We start from the raw sequence: 20,652 nt of genomic DNA on the forward strand, positions 1-20,652 counted from the left end.
CGGGTCAGGGACCGCCGGAGGCGGCGGACCGCGCGGACCCGCCCTTGACGGCGGGTCAGGGACCGCCGGAGGCGTCCAGAGCGGCGAGCCGGGTGTGCAGCGGCTCGAAGAGGGCCGGCGGCGCGGCGATCACCAGGTCCGGGCCGGGCGGCCGGCCGGACAGCCCGGTCACCAGCAGTCCCGCCTCGCGGGCGACCAGCCCGCCCGCGGCGAGGTCCCAGGCGGCCAACCCCTTCTCGTAGTAGGCGTCCACCCGACCCTCGGCGGCCAGGCAGAGATCCAGCGCGGCGGCGCCCATCCGGCGGATGTCCCGCACGTGCGGGATCAACTCGGCGACCACCCGGGCCTGGTGCGCCCGCCGACCGGCGTCGTAGCCGAACCCGGTGGCGACCAGCGCCTGCCCCAGGTCGGTCTCGGTGGAGCAGCGCAGCCGCTCCCCGTCCCGCCAGGCGCCGCCGCCCGCCGTGGCGGTCCACTCCTCGCCGGTGACCACGTTGCGCACCACGCCGGCGACGACCTCGCCGCCCACCTCCGCCGCCAGGGAAACCGCGCAATACGGCAGCCCGTAGAGGTAGTTGACGGTGCCGTCGATCGGGTCGACGATCCAGCGCACCCCGTCCTCGGCGGCCGGGCCGGTCTTCCCCGCGCCGTACTCCTCGCCCAGCACCGCGTCGCCCGGGCGGCGCGCCCGCAACGCCCCCAGCACCTGCCGCTCGACCGCCCGGTCGGCCGCGGTGACCACGTCCGTGGCGGTGCTCTTGGTCGCGGCGACCGAGACTCCCTCGGCCCGCATCCGGTGTGCGGTGGCCGCGGCGTCCCGCGCCACCTCGACGGCGATCGTGAGCAGTTCCTGCGGCGTGGGCGCCGAGGCGATCATGTTCGTCCCCTTCCGGCACGATCCGGACCGGCCGGTTCGTGCGCGGGTATCATCCTTACAAAGTCCACAACTGTGCCTAATCAGTGGTCCGTACGGCCCGTCCGCCGTGCGGCGCAGGATGATCGCCGCAGACGGCGTTACAATTCACCCTGCCCCACGCGCCACGGACCGCCAGCGACCGGTCGGCCCGGGACACGGGGGTCCCTCAACGACATCGCCCGGCACGGCGTCCCGTGCTGCGCCGGACGACCCGGCCGTGCTCGCTCTTCGCCTCCGGAAGGTCATTCGTGACAGAACCACGCCAGACCGGCGCCGACGTTCGCTCGCTCACCGACACCCTGATCGCCCACGCGCAGAGCGCCGGCGGCCAGCTCACGTCGGCCCAGCTCGCGCGCACCGTCGAGTCCGCCGAGGTGACCCCGGCCCAGGCCAAGAAGATCCTCCGTGCGCTCTCCGAGGCGGGGGTCACGGTGGTGGTGGACGGCTCCGCCAGCACCCGCCGCCGGGTCGCCGCCGCCCGGTCCGCCACCCCGGCCTCCCGGGCCACCACGGCCAAGACCACCAAGAAGGCCGCCGCGCCCGCGCCGAAGCAGGCGCCGGCCGCCGAGGAGGCCCCGGCCCCCGCCCCGCGGAAGGCGACGGCCCGCAAGGCCGCCGGCACCACCGCCGAGGTGGCCGCCAAGGCCGCCGCCCCGGCGAAGGCCACCAAGGCGACCCGGGCCACCAAGGCCACCGTGGCCGCCAAGACGGCGGCCGCGAAGCCGGGCAAGGACGCCCCGAAGGGCGAGGGCGCCGAGGGCGAGATCGACCCCGAGGAACTCGCCGCCGAGATCGAGGACGTGGTGGTCGAGGAGCCGGCCGAGCTGACCCAGGCCGCCGAGGCCGACGCGGCCAGCTCCGCCACCGACAACGACTTCGAGTGGGACGACGAGGAGTCCGAGGCGCTCAAGCAGGCGCGCCGGGACGCCGAGCTGACCGCCTCCGCCGACTCCGTCCGGGCGTACCTGAAGCAGATCGGCAAGGTGCCGCTGCTCAACGCCGAGCAGGAGGTCGAGCTCGCCAAGCGGATCGAGGCCGGCCTCTACGCCGCCGAGCGGCTGCGCGCCGCCGATGAGGGCGAGGAGAAGCTCACCCGCGACATGCAGCGCGACCTGCTGTGGATCTCCCGGGACGGCGAGCGGGCCAAGAACCACCTGCTGGAGGCCAACCTCCGGCTGGTCGTGTCGCTGGCGAAGCGCTACACGGGTCGCGGGATGGCCTTCCTCGACCTCATCCAGGAGGGCAACCTCGGCCTGATCCGCGCCGTCGAGAAGTTCGACTACACCAAGGGCTACAAGTTCTCCACCTACGCCACCTGGTGGATCCGCCAGGCCATCACCCGCGCCATGGCCGACCAGGCCCGCACCATCCGCATCCCGGTGCACATGGTCGAGGTGATCAACAAGCTTGGCCGGATCCAGCGCGAACTGCTCCAGGACCTGGGCCGCGAGCCCACCCCGGAGGAGCTGGCCAAGGAGATGGACATCACACCGGAGAAGGTGCTGGAGATCCAGCAGTACGCCCGGGAGCCCATCTCGCTCGACCAGACCATCGGCGACGAGGGTGACAGCCAGCTCGGCGACTTCATCGAGGACTCCGAGGCGGTCGTCGCCGTCGACGCGGTGTCGTTCTCGCTGCTGCAGGACCAGCTCCAGCAGGTCCTCCAGACGCTGTCCGAGCGTGAGGCGGGCGTGGTGCGCCTGCGTTTCGGCCTCACCGACGGCCAGCCGCGCACTCTGGACGAGATCGGCCAGGTGTACGGCGTGACCCGGGAGCGCATCCGTCAGATCGAGTCGAAGACCATGTCCAAGTTGCGGCACCCCTCGCGTTCCCAGGTGCTTCGCGACTACCTGGACTGAGCCGTACCCGTCAACCAGACGTGTCGGTTTGATCACCAGCCGTAGAACACTCACCGGTGACCTGACGGTTGCCCGTTTGTGATCGTTGACGTGGCACCCTTGGTGCACGGCACACTGTCCTCCACGCCAGGTGTGACCTCCGTCCCCGACGGGCACACAGGGAAGGCAGTGCCCGAGAAGGGTGTTGCACGATAGGTGAGCAACCGAAGAGAGTGTTCATCGGTGACGACCAGAGGAGGAAGGCGATGACCCCGACCCTCACGCCGCCGCCCGAGACGGTGAGCCCCCCGGCCGCCGATGAACGGTGCGACCGCTGCAATGCTGCCGGCAAGCTCCGGATCACTCTGGCGGGTGGGAGCGAGCTGGTGTTCTGTGGGCACCACGCGAACAAGTACGCGGAGGATCTCGTGAAGATCACCGTGCGCTACGCGTCGGACCCGGAGTTCAGCTGGCGTGGCGCCGATCTGATGGCGAATTGAGCCGGTAACCAGATAACTGCGACAAAGCCGGCCGGAGGCCCCCACGGGGACCTCCGGCCGGCTTTCGCATTCCCCCACCCGCCTATCTCTGTCGATCATGAAGTTAGCGGCACTTTTCGAGATCGACATCGCCGCCAACTTCATGATCACCGGCGACGGCGGGGTGGGTGGGTGGGTGGGTGGGGGGGTGGGTGGTCAGAGGGTTTGGACGGTGGCGATGCGTTCTTCGAGTTGCTCGATGGTGGCCTGGGCGCTGGGGGGGCCGCCGCAGAGGCGGCGCAGCTCGGCGTGGATCTTGCCGTGCGGCTGGCCGGTCCGGTGGTGTCGGGCGGCCACCAGGGCGTTCAGCTGCCGCCGCAGGGCCACCCGGCGCTGGGCGGCACTCATCGGTGGGGGCGCCGCCGCCGAGGGCTCAGCGGCCGGCTCAGCGGCCCGCTGGGCGGCCCGGCGCTTCTGCGCGGCGAGTTGCTCGGCCTGCCGCTTGGTGAGCAGCAGCGAGACCTGGTCGGCGGTGAGCAGCCCGGGCAGCCCCAGGTATTCCTCCTCCTCCGGGGTGCCGGCCTGGGCGGCGGTGCCGAAGGACGCGCCGTCGAAGATCACCTGATCCAGCTCGGCGGTCGCGGAGAGCGCGGCGAAGCGCTTCTCCAGCTCCCCGCTGGCCTGGTCGCCCCGCTGGGCGCGCTCCAACAGGTCGTCGTCGAAGCCGTCGGAGTCCTTCGGCTTGCCGAGCACGTGGTCCCGCTCGGCCTCCATCTCGCTGGCCAGCCCGAGCAGGTGCGGCACGCTGGGTAGGAAGACCGAGGCGGTCTCCCCGGGGCGCCGGGCCCGGACGAACCGCCCGATGGCCTGGGCGAAGTAGAGCGGGGTGCTGGCGCTGGTCGCGTACACCCCGACGGCCAGGCGGGGGATGTCGACGCCCTCGGACACCATCCGCACCGCGACCAGCCAGCGCTGCTCGGACGCCGCGAACGTCGCGATCCGCGCGGAGGCGCCCTGGTCGTCGGAGAGCACCACGGCGGCCTTCTCGCCGGTCACCTGCTCGAGCAGCTTCGCGTACGCGCGGGCGACCTGCTGGTCGCTGGCGATCACCAGGCCGCCGGCGTCGGGCATGCCGTTGCCGCGCAGCACGGTCAGCCGGGCGTCGGCGGCCCGCAGCACCTGCGGCATCCAGTCGCCGGCCGGGTCCAGCGCGGTACGCCAGGCCTGCGCGATCAGGTCCTGGGTCATCGGCTCGCCGAGCCGCGCCGCCAGCTCCTCCCCCGCGTTGGTGCGCCACCGGGTCTCCCCCGAGTACGCCAGGAAGAGCACCGGCCGGACTACGCCCTCGCGCAGCGCGTCGGAGTAGCCGTAGACGGAGTCGGCGCGGGAGCGGAGCAGCCCGTCCCCGCCCCGCTCGTAGCTGACGAACGGGATCGGGTTGTCGTCGGAGCGGAACGGCGTGCCGGTGAGCATCAGCCGGCGCACCGCCGGCTCGAAGGCCGCCTTCACGCCGTCGCCCCAGGTACGCGAGTCGCCGGCGTGGTGGATCTCGTCGAGGATGACCAGGGTCCGCCGGGTCATGGTGCGCCGCCGGTGCACCTGCGGAGCCATGCCGACCTGCGCGTACGTGACGACGGCGCCGTGGAAGTCGGCGGCCGAGTGCAGGTCGGCGTTGCGGAACGCGGCGTCGAGCTGGATGCCGACCCGGGCCGCGGACTCCGCCCACTGGGTCTTCAGGTGCTCGGTCGGGGCGACCACGGTGACCGCCTCGACGGTGCCGTCGTTCAACAGCTCGGCGGCGATCCGCAGGGCGAAGGTGGTCTTACCGGCGCCGGGCGTGGCGACCGCCGTGAAGTCCTCGGTACGGCGACGCAGGTACTCCACCATCGCCTTGCGTTGCCAGGCCCGCAGGGGCGGGAACGTGTCGAGCGCCGGCAACCGCGGTGCCACGGGTAGCTCCTCTCCGCTCCACACGGCGAGCCCCGCGCAGCCGGGGGCCACGGGTGTCGCCGCCCATGAAAACGCCCTCGCGCATCCGGTGCCGCGAAGGCCGACTCAGCATAACCAGCGGGGGCACTTCTCCCCACTCGACGCCACGCTGGTCACATCCGCGCGGCCCGGCGCGGGGTCAGCCCTGCGGGCCCCGGGTGCCGGTGCGCGGTGGGCGCAGCGCGGCGACCGGGGCCGACCACCGGCGGCGCAGCGACACCAGGCGCAGCGCGAAGACGAAGACCGCGGCGCAGGTCAACGGCGCCGCCTTCGCCTGCCCGTACGCCGAGAGCAGGGCCACCACGACCGACCCGGCGAGCGCGGCCAGGGCGTAGATCTCCCGGCGCAGCACCACCGGGATCTCGCCGGTGAGCAGGTCCCGCCCCAGGCCGCCGCCGATCGCGGTGAGCATGCCGATCATGCAGGCCCCGACGGCCGGCACGTGCGCGTCGAGCGCCTTGAGCGTGCCGGTGACGGTGAACAGGGCGAGGCCGGCCGCGTCGAGCACCAGCACGGTGGTGCGCAACCGGGCGAGCTGGGGGTGCAGCCAGAAGACGGCGGCGGCGGTGACCGCCGCGGTCACCGCGTACCGCCAGTCGGCGAAGGCCAGTGGGGGGACCTCGTCGATGACCAGGTCCCGGAAGATGCCGCCGCCGAGGGCGGCGACGACGCCGACGAAGATCACCCCGAACAGGTCGAGCCGTTTCGCCACCGCCGCGGAGGCACCGGAGGCGGCGAAGACCGCGACGCCGGTGAGGTCGGCGAAGAGCAGGGCGGTGGAGGTGGTCACCGCCGCAGGCTACGTGGGCGCCCGGCGCGGCCGCCCAGGATCACTCGGCGTACGAGTCGTAGATCTCCTTGCACTTCGGGCAGACCGGCGAACCCGGCTTGGCCGCCTTGGTCACCGGGAACGTCTCGCCGCAGAGCGCCACCACGAAGGTGCCCATGACGGCACTCTCGGCGATCTTCTCCTTGCGGACGTAGTGGAACATCTCGGGGCCGGTGTCGGCGTCCTTCAGCTCCGGACGCTCGAGAACCTCTGTGCTCACGTCTACACCTCCAACTGAACAGTTTGGCAGGTCGATCCGGGGTGGTCCACCGCAGGTCGGCCGGTGGGCGGCCCGTACCGTAACGGAAGTGACCAACTTTCACATCAGTTACGGCACCGAGGTGGCCGACGCCCTGCGTGACGGGCGTCCCGTCGTGGCCCTGGAGAGCACCATCGTCTCGCACGGCCTTCCGCGACCGGACAATCTGCTGGTCGCGCGGCAGATCGAGCAGGCGGTCCGGGACGCGGGCGCGGTCCCGGCCACCATCGGCATGGTCGCCGGCGAGCTGATCGTGGGGCTGGACGACGCCCAGCTGACCCGGCTGGCCACCGTCGACGGGGTGAGCAAGCTCTCCGTACGCGATCTCGCGGTGGCGGCGGCGACCGGCGCGGACGGCGCCACCACGGTGGCGGCGACCAGCGCGGTGGCCGCGGCGGCCGGGATCGGCGTCTTCGCCACCGGCGGGCTGGGCGGGGTGCACCGGGAGGCGGCGCAGACCTTCGACGAGTCGGCCGACCTGGTCACCCTGGCCCGGACCCCGATCGCGGTGGTCTGCGCCGGGGTCAAGTCGATCCTCGACGTGGGCGCCACCCTGGAACGGCTGGAGACCCTCGGGGTGAGCGTGGTCGGCTACCGCACCCGCCGCTTCCCCGGCTTCTACCTGACCGACGCCGGGTTCGACCTGGACTGGTCGGTGGAGTCGCCGGAGCAGGTCGCCGACGTTCTGCTGGCCCGCGAGGCGCAGGGCGTGCACCACGGCGGCCTGATCGTGGCCAACCCGCTGCCGGCCGACGAACAGCTCGACCCGGCGCTGCACGACCGCACCCTGGCCGACGGGCTGGCCCTGCTGGCCCGGGACGGGGTCACCGGCAAGGCGGTCACCCCGTTCCTGCTGGCCCACTTCCACTCGGCCACCGAGGGTGCCAGCCTGGCGGTGAACGTCCGGATCATCCTGCGCAACGCCGACCTGGCCGCGCGGATCGCGGTCGCCGCGGCGACCCGGCGTACCGCGGCATGAGCGAGCGTCAGCGGTGCGACGTCGGGGTGCCCCGGGCCCGCGCCGAGCGAAGCGAGGTGACGGCATGAGTTCCGGGATCGTGGTGGTCGGCGACGTGATCACCGACGTGGTCGCGATGCTGTCCGGGCCGCTGGCCACCGGCTCGGACACCGCCGCCGGGATCCGGTTCAGCGGCGGCGGCCAGGCGGCCAACACGGCGGCCTGGCTCGCCGCCCAGGGCGCGGAGGTCACCCTGGTCGCCGCAATCGGCGACGACGAGACGGGTCGCGAGCGGGTCGCCGAGCTGGAGCGGGTCGGGGTGACCTGCGCGGTGGAGCGGCACGAGGGCTACCCGACCGGCACCGTGATCGTGCTCGCTCACGGCGGCGAGCGGACGATGATCAGCCAGCGCGGGGCGAACCTGCGGCTGACCGCCGCTCAGGTCGACCGGGCCCTGGCGGCGGCGCCCGACGCCGGGCACCTGCACCTGTCCGCGTACACCCTGCTGGACGCCGGGTCGCGCGGCGCGGGCCAGCGCGCGCTGGCCGTGGCGCGCGAGCGCGGGCTGACCACCAGCGTCGACGCGGCCTCCGCGGCCCCGCTGCGGCGGGTCGGCGCGGCGGCCTTCCTGTCCTGGGTACGCGACGTCGACCTGCTGCTGGTCAACACGGACGAGGCGACGGTGCTGGCCGGCGGCCTGGACCCGGCGGCGCAGGCGCGGGCGTTGACCGCGGCGGCCCGCCGGGTGGTGGTCAAGCGGGGCGCGGCCGGCGCGGTCTGGGTGGACCGGAACGGGACGGTCGAGACGGCCCCGGCGCGCGGGGTGCCGGTGGTCGACGTCACCGGGGCGGGCGACGCCTTCGCGGCCGGCCTGCTCACCGCCTGGCTCGCCGGCGCGGACTCGCGGGCGGCGCTGTCCCGGGCCGGCGACCTCGGCGCGCTCGCGGTCTCGTCGGTGGGCGCCCGGCCGGCCTCCTGAGCCGGCCCGGTCCGGGCCCGGCGTCGGGCCGGCCCGGACCGGTCAGGGCTCCGCGTCGATGACCTTGTGCGGGGGCTCCTCGGCGGCGAGCGCCATCGGCGGGGTGTCGTCGCGGTGGCGCGGGTGCAGCTTGTTGGCCAGCCGATGCTCCTCCTTGGGCGGCCGGTCGTTGGCCAGCAGCACCGCCAGCCACGGGATGAGCACCATCCCGAGGCCGAGGAGCGGCAGCCAGAGCCACAGCAGCGGGGCCTTCACGCCGACCAGGATCGCTCCGACCACCAGGCACGCGACCCGGATGCCCATCATCAGCACGTACCGCTTCTGCCGGCTGTTGAGCTGGTCGTCCTGGCTGCGTGAGGCGTCGGTGATCAGGATCGGCTGGTACGCCTGACGCTTCACCATGGACCTCCTCGAGGGGATTACGCCCCATCCTGTCACCCGGGACGGTTGATCGGCGAAAATCGTGACAAGGCGGAGCGTGTTACGTGCGTGGTACGCTCTGCCCGTGGGCAACCGGTTCAGCTTCACGGACGAGGCGCTGGCGAACCTACGGGTCTACGACGTCACGCCCGGGGAAGTCTGGGAGGCCCTGCACAGCACCCGACGGGTCATCCGGCACCTCGGGGACGACGTCATGGTGGTCTACGCGACCGACCACCGGGGGCGGCGCCTCGCCGTGCTGCTGGCCGAGGCCGACGGCACCGACAACGACTGGGACATCCTCTCCGCCCGCGAACTGAGCGACGTCGAGGCGAAGCGCTACGACGAGGCCGTGCGGAGATCGCGCCGACGAGGAGGCGGTCACGATGCACCGTAACGAGGCGACCAAGCGGTTCCACGACGGCGGCGACGCGCTCGCCGACCTGATCGACGAGACGCCGGCGACGGAACTGCCGACGCCCGACACCGACGTGCCGATGGTCAGCCGCTCGGTACGCCTGCCGCTGGAGACCTACGAACGGGTCCGGGCGGCCGCCGAGGCGCGCGGCATCGGGGTGACCACGCTGATGCGCCAGTGGATCGAGGCCGGCCTGGCCGACCTGGACGAGTCCGCCACGGTCTCCCTCGCCGACGTGCGCCGGGCCCTCGCCGCGCTGTCCCGCCCCACCGCCGCCTGAGCGGTCACTCCACGTCCCCCGGGCGGCGTTCCCGCCCCAACGGCGAGGCCGGCTGCTCGGCCGGTCGGCCCCGGCTGCGCAGCGCGTCCAGCAGCGCCACCAGCGCCAGCACCCCGGCCACCCCGGACAGGGCGAGCACCGGTGCGCCCCGGGCCAGCAACGGAGCGAGCAGGACCAGCAGCAGCACGCCGAGCACGCGGGAGACCGAGACCCGGGCGAAGATCTCGTACTCGAAGCGGGCCCGGGCCGCCAGGAAGAGCGCCGGCCCGCCGACCACGAACAGCAGCCAGCCCAGCTCCCCCCGGCCGTACGGGTGCGCGATGACGAGTTCGTAGCCGACCGCCGCGGTGAGCACCCCGAGCACGATGAACAGGTGCGTCACCGCCGCCGACGCGCCGAGCCGCCCCGGGGACCGGGCCACGCGTAACGCCACGGCGAGCAGGTCGCCGGCGCGGTGGAAGTAGATCCGCCAGAGCAGCGCGATGGTGACGAAGGAGACGGTGAACGCCCCCGCACCCCGGCCCGAGAAGTCCTCGCCGCTGTACGTGATCCCGATCACCAGGATCGACTCGCCAAGCGCGATGAGGAAGATCTGCTGGTAGCGCTCCGCCAGGTGCTCCCCGGTGATCAACCACCCCCGTGCCGGGGCGGCTCCGAACCGCGGCACCGGCCAGCCGGTGAAGAGGCCGACGTAGTCGACGGTCAGCGCGAGCACCCAGAGTGGCACCCGCAGCGGATCCGGGCCCAGCGCGCCGGCCAGCCAGGGCACCGCGCTCACCGCCGCCCAGGCCGCCAGCCGCAGCGGGACCAGCCGCCGGGGATGACCGCCCAGCGCCGCCGCCACGATCAGCGGCCGGCCCAGCATCACCGCCACGTAGGCGACCGCGAACGGAACCGCCCGCTCCTCCAGGGCCTTCGGCAGCGCCACCCCCAACATCAGGCTGCCGAACATCGAGCCGATCACGACCAGCTGGATCACCCCGCGCTGTGGCTCGTACCGGCTGGTCACCCAGGTGGTGATCATCCAGATCAGCCAGAGCGCCAGGAAGAGCAGCAGGGTACGGCCGGTCGCGCCGACCAGCGCCCAACCGGTGGCCGGCAGGTCGTCGAGCAGCCGCTGCGAGACGCGGGTCAGCGCGAACACGAAGACCAGGTCGAAGAAGAGCTCCAGGAAGGTGGTCCGCGCGGAGCTGCTCCGCCTCCGCAGCAGGGCCGCACCGCGTTCCGCCGCCATCGCCGTCCCCGTCCGCCGCCGTCCTGCCACCCAACGAGACGGCGCCCGCACGAGTTGCGTCCCGGGTCAGCCCTTCGCGGCCTTCGCCTCGGCCTTCATCCGCTGCTTGTACTCGCGGACCCGGCGCAGCGACTCGGGGTCGGTCACGTCGGCCACCGAGCGGTACGCGTCCGGGTCGCCGTAGCCGCCGGCCGCCTCCCGCCAGCCTTCCGGGGTGACCCCGAACCGCTTGCCGAGCAGGGCGACGAAGATCTGCGCCTTCTGCCGGCCGAAGCCGGGCAGCTCACCGACCCGGCGCAGCAGGTCGGGCCCGTCGGTCGCCTCGGACCAGAGCCGGGCCGGGTCGCCGTCGTACCGGTCGACCAGCACCTGGCACACCTCCTGCGCCCGGGCCGCCATCGCCTTGGGGAACCGGTGCAGGGCGGGCGGCTGGGCGAAGAGGGCGACGAGGGCCTCCGGGGCGTACCCGGCCAACTCCCGGGCGTCCGGCTCGTGGCCGAGCCGCTGGGCCAGTACGTACGGGGAGGAGAAGGCCTTCTCCATCGGCACCTGCTGGTCGAGCACCATGCCGAGCAGCAGCGCCAGCGGGCTGCGCCCGAGCAGCGCGTTGGCCTCCGGGTCGATGGGCAGGGAGAGCGTCATGTCCCCATCCTGCCGGTCGGCCACCGTCGACGGTGCCCGACTCCCCGTAGGACACGACCCGGCCCGGCGGACAGGGGTGGTGTCCACCGGGCCGGGGCGGCGGGGTCGGTCAGTTGACGACGAAGAGCAGCCGGTTCGGCGAGCCGGAGCCGGGGCTGGTCACCTTGCCGGTGGTGGCGTTGCTGGTCAGGTAGCTGGCCACCTGCGCCGGGGCGTAGGACGGGTTGGCACCGAGCACCAGGGCGGCCGCGCCGACCACGTGCGGGGTGGCCATCGACGTGCCGCTGATCGTGTTGGTCGCGGTGTCGCCGGTGCTCCAGTCCGACGTGATCGACGAGCCGGGCGCGAAGATGTCCAGGCAGGAGCCGTAGTTCGAGTACGAGGCGCGGGCGTCGCTGCTGGTGGTGGCGCCGACGGTGATCGCCGAGGCGACCCGGGCCGGCGAGTAGTTGCAGGCGTTGGCGCTGGAGTTGCCGGCCGCGATGCCGTACGTGACGCCGGAGCTGATGGAGTTGGCCACCGCGTTGTCCAGCGTGCTGCTGGCACCGCCGCCGAGGCTCATGTTGGCCACCGCCGGCTTCACCGCGTTGGAGGTGACCCAGTTGACGCCGCTGACCACGCCGGCGGTGCTGCCGCTGCCGGAGCAGTTGAGCACCTTCACCGCGACCAGCCGCACGCCCTTGGCCACGCCGTACGTCGCGCCGCCGACCGTGCCGGCGACGTGGGTGCCGTGGCCGTTGCAGTCGGTGTTGTTGGTGTCGACGGTGTTCGTGCCCCAGGTCGCCCGGCCGCCGAAGTCGCTGTGGGTGATCCGGATGCCGGTGTCGATGATGTACGCCCGCACGTTGCTGGCCGTGTTCGGGTAGGTGTAGGTGCTGTTCAGCGGCAGGCTGCGCTGGTCGATCCGGTCCAGGCCCCAGGTCGCGCCGGTCTGGGTGCCCTGGGTGGTGACCACCCGGTCCTGCTCGACGTACGCGACCGACGGGTCGGCGGCGAGCCGGCGGGCCTGGGCGGGGCTCATCTTCGCGCTGTAGCCGGTCAGCGCGGCGCTCCACACCGTGCCGACCGTGCCGCCGTAGCGGGCGGCGAGGCCGGCGGCCCGGTTCGGCACCGCGCTGCGGGCGGCGAGGCTGTTCGCGGCGCCGACCGTGTCGGTCTTGAGCACCACCAGGTAGCTGCCGCTGATGGCGTCGGGAGCGCCGGCGTAGCGGATCTGGCCGGTCGGAGCGGCGAGGGCGGGGGTGGAGGCGGCGGCGGCGAGGGCCGCGGCGGCGGCCGTGACGGCGAGCGTGCGCAGTGCGCGACGCCGGGGAACGGACACGTCAGACATCGTCTGGCTCCCTACCGGGCAGGCCGGCGCTCGTGGCCGCCGGCACACCCATCGACGAACATTGGTGCGAATGCTAGCCAGACATCGATTGATATGAAAGAGATAGTTGCCTGTTGATACGGCCCGCGGTATGGATCTCGCGGGTGGCGGCCGGGCGGCGGGCCCGGCGAGGCAGGATGGCGACGTGGACCGTCATGACATGCTGCTCTCCCCCACCGGCGTGGCCGCGCTACGGACCGCGCTGACCCGGGCGCGCTTCACCTCGAACGGCATCGCCGACCGGCTCGGCCCGCAGGCCACCGGCGGGGTCGCCCGCAACGACTTCCGCGCCGCGCTGCGCGCGACCGCGGACGGCGACCCCCTCGCGACGCTGATCCGGGTCTTCATCTGCGACCAGACCGAACCGGAGCCGGCGGTCGCCGCCGCGCTCGCCCCGCTGACCGTCGAGGAGGCACTGGCCGGCGGGATCGTCGAGCGGCACGGCGACGGCCTGCGCGCCGGCGTCGACCTCGAACCGTACGGGGACGACTGGTGGGTCGTCGCCGACGTGCCGGCCAGCGCCCGACCGGGCCGGCCGCTGCACGCCGAGCACGTGCTGGGCATCGGCGGGGCCACCCAGACGCTGATCGGCGCGACCGTGCGCCGCCCCGTGCGGACCGCCCTGGACCTGGGCACCGGCTCCGGCGTCCAGGCCCTGCACCTGTCCACCCACGCCGACCGGGTGACCGCCACCGACGTATCGGAACGGGCGCTGCGCTTCGCCGCCACCACCGCCGCCCTCAACGGCCAGGACTGGGAACTGCTGCGCGGGGACATGGTCGCCCCGGTGGCCGGCCGCCGGTTCGACCTGGTGGTCAGCAACCCGCCCTTCGTGGTCGGCCCCGGCACCACCACGCACGTCTACCGGGACTCGGGACGGGTCGGCGACGCGATCGGAGCCGAACTGGCCGCCGCCGCCCCGCACCTGCTCACCGAGGGCGGCATGATGCAGTACCTGGCCAACTGGGTGCACGTCACCGGCGAGGACTGGGCCGAGCGGGTGACCGGCTGGTTCGCCGGCACCGGGCTGGACGCCTGGGTCATCCAGCGCGAGGTGGCCGATCCGATGGCGTACGTCAATCTCTGGCTCACCGACGTCGGGGAGACGGCCGACCCGCAGCGGATGGCGGCCTGGCTGGACTGGTTCGACGCGCACAAGGTGGAGGCGATCGGTTTCGGCATCGTCTCGCTGCGCCGCGCCGGACACGACGAGCCGGTCGTCCGGGTCGAGGACCTGCGGCAGCGGGTGGAGCCGCCGATGGGCGACCGGATCGCCGAGTGGTTCGGGCGGCAGGACTGGCTGCGCGACCGGGACACGGACGGGCTGCTGGCCGCGCGCTACCGGGCCGCCGAGGGGCTCCAACTGCGCCAGGAGGCCACCATGGGCGACGAGGGCTGGGCGGTGGACCGGCAGGTGCTCGCCGTGCCGCGCGGGCTGCGCTGGTCGGAGGAGATCGATCCGCTCGTCCTCGCCCTGGTCGGCGGGGCGGACGGCCGGTTGCCGCTGCGCGACCAGCTCGCCCTGCTCGCCGCGGCGCACGACGTCACGCCGGACGAGCTGGCCGAGGCGGCCGGGCCGATCGTGGCGCACCTGGTCGAGCGGGGCATCATCGAGCCGGTGGCGGGCTGATGCGGGCGGTGGTGCAGACGGTCGGCCGGGCGAGCGTGACCGTCGACGGCGAGGTGGTCGGCGAGATCGCCGACGGCCTGCTGGTGCTGCTCGGCGTGACGCACGCGGACACGGGCCAGGTGGCGGCGACCATGGCCCGCAAGATCCACGAGCTGCGGATCCTGGACGACGAGCGCAGCGCCGCCGACACGGGCGCGCCGATCCTGGTGGTCAGCCAGTTCACCCTCTACGGCGACGCCCGCAAGGGCCGCCGCCCGAGCTGGACCCAGGCGGCCCCCGCCGAGCTGGCCGAGCCCCTGGTCACCGCGGTCGTCGAGGAGCTGCGCGCCCGCGGCGCGAAGGTCGAGACCGGCCGCTTCCGCGCCCACATGCTCGTCGAGTCGATCAACGTCGGCCCCCGCACCATCCTCCTCGACCTCTGACCGGCCCGCCCCCGCGATCATGAGGTTGGCGGCGATGTGGATCTCCACGAGTGCCGCCAACCTCATGATCGACCTGATGTTCGCGACCGTCAGAAGAAGAGGCCGCGGCGGGAGAGGGACTGGCGGAGCCAGCCGTCGAGCTGGGCGGCCCAGTCGGTGCGGTCGGCCGTGGCGTGGTCGACCGTGAACCGGCCGAAGGCATCGTGACCCTCGGTGAAGAGGCCGCCGCGCTTGTCCAGCTCCAGCACCACCTGCATGCGGTGCGGGTCGGTCACGAAGGTGAGCTCCAGCTGGTTCATCGCGCGGGCGTACTGCGGCGCCGGGTGGAACTCGATCTCCTGGTAGAACGGCAGCGTCTGGTGCACGCCATAGATGTGGCCCCGCTCGACATCCGCCCGGGCGAACCGGAAGCCCAGCCGCAGCAGCGCCTCCAGCAGCCGCTCCTGGGCGGGCAGCGGGTGCACCGCCACCGGGTCCAGGTCACCCTTGTCGACCGCCCGGGCCACCTCCAGTTCGGTCCGCAGCCCCATCGTCATCCCGTGCAGGTGCTGGCCGTACAGGTCGGTCAGCGGGGTCTCCCAGGGCACGTCGAAGCGGAACGGCACGTCGTACCGCTGCCCCGGCTCCAGCCGGAACGCGCCGGTCACCTGCCGGCGGCCGAACTCCTGGGTGGTGTCGTACTCGGAGTCGCCGCTCTCCACCTCGACCCGGGTGACCAGGCCCAGCGCCACGTACGAGACGTCCACCGGGTGGTCCCCGCCGAGCACCTGGATCCGGCCCTCCAGGTGACCGCCCGGGCGGCAGTTCGGGTTGGCCAGCACCGTCTCCACCGACGGACCACCCACCCCCATCGCCTGCATGAGCCGCTTGAAGACCACCACGTCCTCCGATCGCCTGTGCTGCCGCGCCCCGGTGGCCGGCCGCTGGCACGGTAACCGGGTCGGGCAAGCGAGACCCGACTTTCCGCCGGGATTGCTGTCGGTTCCCCGATCGCCTCACTCCCGTTTCACGCCCCGCACGCCAAGCTGTTGTTCATCACCGGCACCACCGCGCCGGCACGCGGCACGGAAACCGGTACGCGGCACGAAGGACACGGGGAGAGACAGAGATGGCCCTGCAGATGATCGAGCACCAGACCCGCCCGGCTGCCACCATCGACGCCGAGGCCGGTATCGACACCCTGACCGACCTGGACGCCACCGACGAGCGGGGCGTCTCCACCGACCTGGTCCGGGCATACCTGAACGGCATCGGCCGTACCAAGCTTCTCACCGCCGCGCAGGAGGTGGAGCTCAGCAAGCGGATCGAGGCCGGTCTCTTCGCCGAGGAGAAGCTCTCCGCCTGCACCCCGGTCTCGCCGGAGCTCCGGGCCGACCTGGAGCTGATCGTGGTCGAGGGCCGCGCCGCCAAGGACCACCTGCTGGAGGCGAACCTGCGCCTGGTGGTCAGCATCGCGAAGCGCTACACCGGCCGCGGGATGGCCTTCCTCGACCTGATCCAGGAGGGCAACCTCGGCCTGATCCGCGCGGTCGAGAAGTTCGACTACACCAAGGGCTACAAGTTCTCCACCTACGCCACCTGGTGGATCCGCCAGGCCATCACCCGCGCCATGGCCGACCAGGCCCGCACGATCCGCATCCCGGTGCACATGGTCGAGCAGGTCAACCGGATGGTCCGGGTCCGCCGGGAGCTGTCGGTCACGCTGGGCCGCGAGCCGACCGTCGCCGAGGTGGCCCGGGCGCTGGAGATCCCGGAGTTCCAGGTGATCGAGCTGATCTCCTACGACCGGGAGCCGGTCAGCCTGGACCAGGCGGTCGGCGAGGACGGCGAGAGCGCGCTCGGCGACTTCGTCGCCGCGGTCGACCCGCGCGAGGAGCCGGGCGACGCCGCCGCCAACGGCGAGCTGCGCAACGAGGTCCGGATCGTGCTGGCCACCCTCTCCCAGCGCGAGCAGGCGGTGATCCGGCTGCGGTTCGGCCTGGACGACGGCCGCCAGCGCACCCTGGACGAGGTGGGCCGGGAGTTCGGCCTGTCCCGGGAGCGGATCCGGCAGATCGAGAAGGTCACCCTGCTGAAGCTGCGCGACCCGGAGCGGGCGAACCGCCTGGAGGCGTACGCCTGCTAAGCCCGCACACCGAAGGCCCCGGCGGTTCGCCGGGGCCTGAGGCGTTAGAAGGGGGCCCTTTCTCTACCGCAGGCGTTAACAGGGGGCCCTTCCTTACAGCCGGCGGGGGCCGGTGTCGGGGCGGGGCGCCTCCGTGCCGGTGCGGACCGTGGCGTGCAGCACCGAGATGCCGTCCGGGCGGGCCAGCACCGGGTTGAGGGTGAGCGAGCGGACCCGGGGCTGCTCGTCGGCCAGCCGCCCGACCCGCAGCAGCAGGTCGACCAGGGCCGCCAGGTCCACCGGCGCGGCGCCCCGGTGGCCGCGCAGCAGCGGCGCCGCGCGTGGCTCGTCGACCAGCTCGGCGGCGTCCCGGTCGGTCAGCGGCACCGCCCGCCAGGCCCGGTCGCCGAGCAGCTCGGTGGCGACGCCGCCCAGCCCGAAGCCGACCACCGGGCCGAACGCCGGGTCCTCCACCAGCTCCACCACGCAGGCCACGCCGGGCGCGACCATCGGCTGGACCAGGACGTCCGCACCGAAGACCGGGGCCATCTCGGCGTACGCGCGGCGCAGCGCCGCGGGGTCGGCCACGTCGAGCCGGACCGCGCCGAGGTCGAGCCGGTGCCGCAGGCCCGGCGCGGCCGCCTTGAGGGCGACCGGCCAGCCGAGCCGCTCGGCCGCCGCGATCGCCGCGTCCGCCGAGGACGCGTGCGCCGATCCGACCACCTCGATCCCGTACGCCCCGAGCAGCGCCGCCGGGTCCGCGCCGTCGGCGCGCAGCGCCGCGTGCCCGGCCAGCCGGTCCACCCCGTCCAGCTCGGGCAGCACCCCGGGCGGGCGGCGCAGCCAGTCCGCGTACCTGGCGACCCGCGCGAGGGCCCGGACCGCCTCCTCCACGCTCGGGTACGCCGGCACCCCGGCGGGCACCCGGCCGGCGAGGAAGGTCGCCACCACCGGCTTGCCGGTGGCCCGCGCGTCGGGCAGCGCGGCGGTGAAGTCCGCCTCCGGGTCGGTGAGCTGGCCGGGCAGCGGCGGGGCGAAGACGGCCACCACGGCGTCCACCCGCTCGTCGGCGGTGGCGGCGGCGAGCGCGGCGGCGTACTCGGCGGCGCCGGCCCGGGGTCCGACGTCGTGCGGGTAGCCGTCGGCCACGGTGAGCCCCTGGGCGGCGCAGGCGGTGGCGGCCAGCCCGGTCAGCGCCGAGGAGTTGCCGACCACGGCGACCCGGCGGCCCGCCGGCAACGGCTGGTGCGCCAGCAGCACGCCGACGTCGAGCAGTTCGGCGACGGTGTCCACCCGGATCACCCCGGACTGGGCGAAGAGCGCGCTGACCGCGGAGGTGTCCAGGGCCGGGCTCCCGTCGCCGACGCCCGGCGGGCGGGCCAGCGAGGCGAGCGCCACGATGGGCTTGCTCCGGCCGATCCGCCTCGCCAGCCGGGCGAACTTGCGCGGGTTGCCGAAGGTCTCCAGGTAGAGCGTGATGACGTCGGTGCCCGGGTCGTCCTGCCAGTACTGGAGCAGGTCGTTGCCGGAGACGTCGGCCCGGTTGCCGGCGGAGACGAAGCTGGACAGGCCCAGGCCGCGCCGCGACGCCTCGGCGAGCAGGGCCACCCCGAACGCCCCGGACTGGCTGAACACGCCGACCCGGCCGGCGGCGGGCAGCGCCGGGGCGAGGGTGGCGTTGAGGCGTACCTTCTCATCGGTGTTGGCGACGCCGAGGCAGTTCGGCCCGACCACCCGCATGCCGGCCCGGTGGGCGGCCCGGACCAGGGCGCGCTGGGCGGCCGCCCCGGCCGGGCCAGACTCGGCGAACCCGGCGGAGATGACCACCAGGCCGTGCGCGCCCGCCTTCGCGGCGTCGGCGACCACGTCCGTGGCCGCCTCCGGGGCGACCGCCACCACGGCGAGGTCGATCTCGGCCCCGGCGTCGGCCGCCGACGGGTACGCGGGCAGTCCCGCCACGGTCGCCGCGGTCGGGTGCACCGGGACGAGCGTGCCGGTGAAGCCGCCGTCGCGCAGGTGCCCGAGCAGGGCCGCGCCGACGCCCTGGCCGGTGGTGCTGGCCCCGTACACGGCGATGCCGCGTGGGGCGAGCAGCCGGGCGATCGACCGGGCCTCGGTGCGGTGCTCCCGGCCGCGCTGCACCTCCAGGGTCGCCTCGGTGGGGGCGATCGGGAAGCTCAGGTGCACCACGCCGTCGGCGTACTGGCGCGCGATCTGGTAACCGAAGTCGGAGAAGACCCGCAGCATCGCCCCGTTGGCCGGGAGCACCTCGGCGACGAAGTGCACGATGCCGTACCGGCGGGCCGTGTCGGCCAGGTGCTCCAGCAGCACCGAGCCGATCCCCCGGCCCTGGTAGGCGTCCTCCACCACGAAGGCCACCTCGGCCTCCGGCGAGGCGGGGCCGAGCCGCTCGTACCGGCCCACGGCGACGATCCGGTCGCCGGCCAGCACCACGAACGCCTCCCGGTCGCGGTGGTCGACGTTGACGAACCGGTGCAGGTCCCGCTCCGGGATGCGCGGGTACGGCGAGAAGTAGCGCAGATAGCGGGTGCGCTCGGAGAAACGCGAGTGCATCGCCACGATGGCCGTAGCGTCGTCCGGACGGATCTGTCGCAGCTGGACGGTCGTGCCGTCGCTGAGCAGCACGTCCACCGGTTGCTCGACGGTTGTCACCGGTCGGTCCTCCCCTACCGCCGGCTCAGTCGCGCGGGTCGTGCGGATCGAGCCCGAGCAACGGGAACACCGCCTTGCGGGTGGCCGCGATGGCCCGGTCCACCGCGGTCGGCTCGCCGGTCGGCTGCCACGGCTGGTACGTCGGGTCCACGTCGTCGGTCATCCGCAGCGGCACGTCGTGGCCCGGCCGACGGGTGGCGGCCAGCTCGCGCCAGCCGGGCGGGGTGAGCGTCGCCGGCTCGACCGGCTCCCCGGTGGCCACCGCCAGCAGGTGCGTCCACGCCCTCGGCACCACCTCGACCAGCGCGTACCCGCCGCCGCCGGTGGCCACCCAGCGGCCGTCGCACAGCTCGTCGGCGAGCGCCCGCAGCGCGACGTAGGTGGCCCGCTGCCCGTCCACCGAGAGGTGCAGGTCGGCGAGCGGATCGCTCTTGTGGCCGTCCGCCCCGCACTGGGTCACCAGGAGCTGCGGCCGGAACGCGCGCAGCACCGACGGCACGATCGCGTGGAAGGCGCGCTGCCAGCCGGCGTCACCGACGCCCGGGGGCAGCGGAATGTTGACCGCGCTCCCCTCGGCGCCCGGCCCGCCGGTCTCGTCCGGGAACCCGGTGCCGGGAAAGAGCGCCAGCGGGGTCTCGTGCAGGCTGACCGTGAGCACCCGCGGGTCGCGGTAGAAGATCTCCTGCACGCCGTCGCCGTGGTGCACGTCCACGTCCACGTACGCGATCCGCTCCGCGCCGAGGTCGAGCAGGCGGGCGATGGCCACCGCCGGGTCGTTGTAGACGCAGAAGCCGGAGGCCCGGGCCGGCATGGCGTGGTGCAGGCCGCCGGCCACGTTGACCGCCCGCCGGGCCTCGCCGCGCCACACCGCCTCGGCGGCGGCCACGCTCGCCCCGGCGATCAGCGCGCTCGACTCGTGCATGCCGTCGAAGACCGGGTTGTCCGAGGTGCCCAGCCCGAAGCCGGCGAAGAGCGGATCCCGGGGCGCGGCCCGCACCGCGTCCAGGTAGCGCGGGTCGTGCACCCGGGTCAGCAGCGCGTCGTCGGCCGGCTCCGGCTTGACCAGCCGCACCCCGGGCCGGTCCAGCACCCCCAGTTCGCGGGCGAGCGCCATGGTCAGCTCCACCCGGACCGGGTCGAGGGGATGGTCACCCATGTCGTAGGCGAGCAGGGCCTCGTCCCACACCACCACCGTGTCGTCGGCCATGGGGCC

General features: G+C 73.8%; 20 protein-coding genes. 9 read left to right on the forward strand and 11 right to left on the reverse strand.

Annotation, left to right across the window (positions count from 1 at the left end; translation table 11 throughout):
* Nucleotides 1–55 precede the first annotated feature (55 nt).
* Entirely contained in the window at nucleotides 56–877 is an 822-nt protein-coding gene (locus EFE23_RS01200) for an inositol monophosphatase family protein (protein ID WP_123238983.1), read from the reverse strand.
* A gap of 287 nt (nucleotides 878–1,164) precedes the next feature.
* Here EFE23_RS01200 and EFE23_RS01205 point away from each other — a divergent pair, with 287 nt between their 5' ends.
* Nucleotides 1,165–2,775: an RNA polymerase sigma factor gene (locus EFE23_RS01205; protein ID WP_123238984.1), complete on the forward strand. Its 1,611-nt coding sequence runs from the start codon at nucleotides 1,165–1,167 to the stop codon at nucleotides 2,773–2,775.
* A 245-nt stretch (nucleotides 2,776–3,020) separates the two neighbouring features.
* On the forward strand, nucleotides 3,021–3,254 hold the full coding sequence (locus EFE23_RS01210) for a DUF7455 domain-containing protein (RefSeq protein WP_013284786.1): 234 nt from the start codon (nucleotides 3,021–3,023) through the stop codon (nucleotides 3,252–3,254).
* 195 nt (nucleotides 3,255–3,449) lie between these two features.
* Here the strand turns inward: EFE23_RS01210 and EFE23_RS01215 are convergent, their stop codons facing one another.
* The 3 genes from EFE23_RS01215 to EFE23_RS01225 form a co-directional block, all read right to left on the reverse strand.
* Nucleotides 3,450–5,183 (reverse strand): DEAD/DEAH box helicase, encoded by a 1,734-nt coding sequence (locus EFE23_RS01215; RefSeq protein ID WP_123238985.1) that lies wholly within the window; start codon nucleotides 5,181–5,183, stop codon nucleotides 3,450–3,452.
* A gap of 178 nt (nucleotides 5,184–5,361) precedes the next feature.
* Nucleotides 5,362–6,012 carry a trimeric intracellular cation channel family protein gene (locus tag EFE23_RS01220; protein WP_123238986.1) on the reverse strand — a complete coding sequence of 217 codons (651 nt, stop codon included), beginning with the start codon at nucleotides 6,010–6,012 and terminating at the stop codon, nucleotides 5,362–5,364.
* A gap of 40 nt (nucleotides 6,013–6,052) precedes the next feature.
* The gene (locus EFE23_RS01225; protein ID WP_030502976.1) at nucleotides 6,053–6,271 is read right to left on the reverse strand and encodes a DUF3039 domain-containing protein; all 219 of its coding nucleotides are present in this window, start codon (nucleotides 6,269–6,271) and stop codon (nucleotides 6,053–6,055) included.
* 88 nt (nucleotides 6,272–6,359) lie between these two features.
* Here EFE23_RS01225 and EFE23_RS01230 point away from each other — a divergent pair, with 88 nt between their 5' ends.
* Nucleotides 6,360–7,289 (forward strand): pseudouridine-5'-phosphate glycosidase, encoded by a 930-nt coding sequence (locus EFE23_RS01230; RefSeq protein WP_123238987.1) that lies wholly within the window; start codon nucleotides 6,360–6,362, stop codon nucleotides 7,287–7,289.
* Between the two features lie 64 nt (nucleotides 7,290–7,353).
* Complete coding sequence (locus EFE23_RS01235; protein ID WP_123238988.1) at nucleotides 7,354–8,247, forward strand: carbohydrate kinase family protein; 894 nt, start codon at nucleotides 7,354–7,356, stop codon at nucleotides 8,245–8,247.
* 42 nt (nucleotides 8,248–8,289) lie between these two features.
* Here EFE23_RS01235 and EFE23_RS01240 read toward each other — a convergent pair whose 3' ends face one another.
* Nucleotides 8,290–8,649, reverse strand: coding sequence for a DUF3099 domain-containing protein (locus EFE23_RS01240; RefSeq protein ID WP_199736880.1), 360 nt, complete (start codon nucleotides 8,647–8,649; stop codon nucleotides 8,290–8,292).
* A 103-nt stretch (nucleotides 8,650–8,752) separates the two neighbouring features.
* On the opposite strand from EFE23_RS01240, the gene EFE23_RS01245 reads away from it, so the two are divergent.
* On the forward strand, nucleotides 8,753–9,064 hold the full coding sequence (locus tag EFE23_RS01245; RefSeq protein ID WP_231934773.1) for a hypothetical protein: 312 nt from the start codon (nucleotides 8,753–8,755) through the stop codon (nucleotides 9,062–9,064).
* Nucleotides 9,054–9,365 (forward strand): hypothetical protein, encoded by a 312-nt coding sequence (locus EFE23_RS01250; protein ID WP_123238990.1) that lies wholly within the window; start codon nucleotides 9,054–9,056, stop codon nucleotides 9,363–9,365. The genes EFE23_RS01245 and EFE23_RS01250 overlap by 11 nt, the downstream gene beginning before the upstream one ends.
* Before the next feature lie 4 nt (nucleotides 9,366–9,369).
* Here EFE23_RS01250 and EFE23_RS01255 read toward each other — a convergent pair whose 3' ends face one another.
* The 3 genes from EFE23_RS01255 to EFE23_RS01265 form a co-directional block, all read right to left on the reverse strand.
* On the reverse strand, nucleotides 9,370–10,599 hold the full coding sequence (locus EFE23_RS01255) for a low temperature requirement protein A (RefSeq protein WP_123238991.1): 1,230 nt from the start codon (nucleotides 10,597–10,599) through the stop codon (nucleotides 9,370–9,372).
* A gap of 66 nt (nucleotides 10,600–10,665) precedes the next feature.
* A complete protein-coding gene (locus tag EFE23_RS01260) occupies nucleotides 10,666–11,241 on the reverse strand; it encodes an HhH-GPD-type base excision DNA repair protein (protein WP_123238992.1) in 576 nt (191 codons plus the stop codon).
* 109 nt (nucleotides 11,242–11,350) lie between these two features.
* A complete protein-coding gene (locus tag EFE23_RS01265; protein ID WP_123238993.1) occupies nucleotides 11,351–12,571 on the reverse strand; it encodes a S8 family peptidase in 1,221 nt (406 codons plus the stop codon).
* Nucleotides 12,572–12,755: 184 nt separating this feature from the next.
* On the opposite strand from EFE23_RS01265, the gene EFE23_RS01270 reads away from it, so the two are divergent.
* Nucleotides 12,756–14,240 (forward strand): DUF7782 domain-containing protein, encoded by a 1,485-nt coding sequence (locus EFE23_RS01270; RefSeq protein WP_199736881.1) that lies wholly within the window; start codon nucleotides 12,756–12,758, stop codon nucleotides 14,238–14,240.
* Nucleotides 14,240–14,662: a D-aminoacyl-tRNA deacylase gene (dtd, locus tag EFE23_RS01275; RefSeq protein WP_123238995.1), complete on the forward strand. Its 423-nt coding sequence runs from the start codon at nucleotides 14,240–14,242 to the stop codon at nucleotides 14,660–14,662. Before EFE23_RS01270 ends, dtd begins: the two co-directional genes overlap by 1 nt.
* 89 nt (nucleotides 14,663–14,751) lie before the next feature.
* On the opposite strand, the gene EFE23_RS01280 is transcribed toward dtd, so the two are convergent.
* Nucleotides 14,752–15,540, reverse strand: a complete 789-nt coding sequence (locus tag EFE23_RS01280) for a sporulation protein (protein ID WP_123239052.1) — start codon at nucleotides 15,538–15,540, stop codon at nucleotides 14,752–14,754.
* A gap of 230 nt (nucleotides 15,541–15,770) precedes the next feature.
* On the opposite strand from EFE23_RS01280, the gene sigB reads away from it, so the two are divergent.
* Nucleotides 15,771–16,787 (forward strand): RNA polymerase sigma factor SigB, encoded by a 1,017-nt coding sequence (gene sigB, locus EFE23_RS01285; RefSeq protein ID WP_373683949.1) that lies wholly within the window; start codon nucleotides 15,771–15,773, stop codon nucleotides 16,785–16,787.
* Nucleotides 16,788–16,880: 93 nt separating this feature from the next.
* On the opposite strand, the gene EFE23_RS01290 is transcribed toward sigB, so the two are convergent.
* Together EFE23_RS01290 and EFE23_RS01295 are read right to left on the reverse strand one after the other, a co-directional pair.
* On the reverse strand, nucleotides 16,881–19,439 hold the full coding sequence (locus tag EFE23_RS01290) for a bifunctional acetate--CoA ligase family protein/GNAT family N-acetyltransferase (protein WP_123238996.1): 2,559 nt from the start codon (nucleotides 19,437–19,439) through the stop codon (nucleotides 16,881–16,883).
* A gap of 25 nt (nucleotides 19,440–19,464) precedes the next feature.
* A complete protein-coding gene (locus tag EFE23_RS01295; protein ID WP_123238997.1) occupies nucleotides 19,465–20,646 on the reverse strand; it encodes an acetoin utilization protein AcuC in 1,182 nt (393 codons plus the stop codon).
* Between the last annotated feature and the right edge of the window lie 6 nt (nucleotides 20,647–20,652).

Source organism: Micromonospora solifontis, from assembly GCF_003725545.1.
Taxonomy (GTDB): Bacteria; Actinomycetota; Actinomycetes; order Mycobacteriales; family Micromonosporaceae; genus Micromonospora; species Micromonospora solifontis.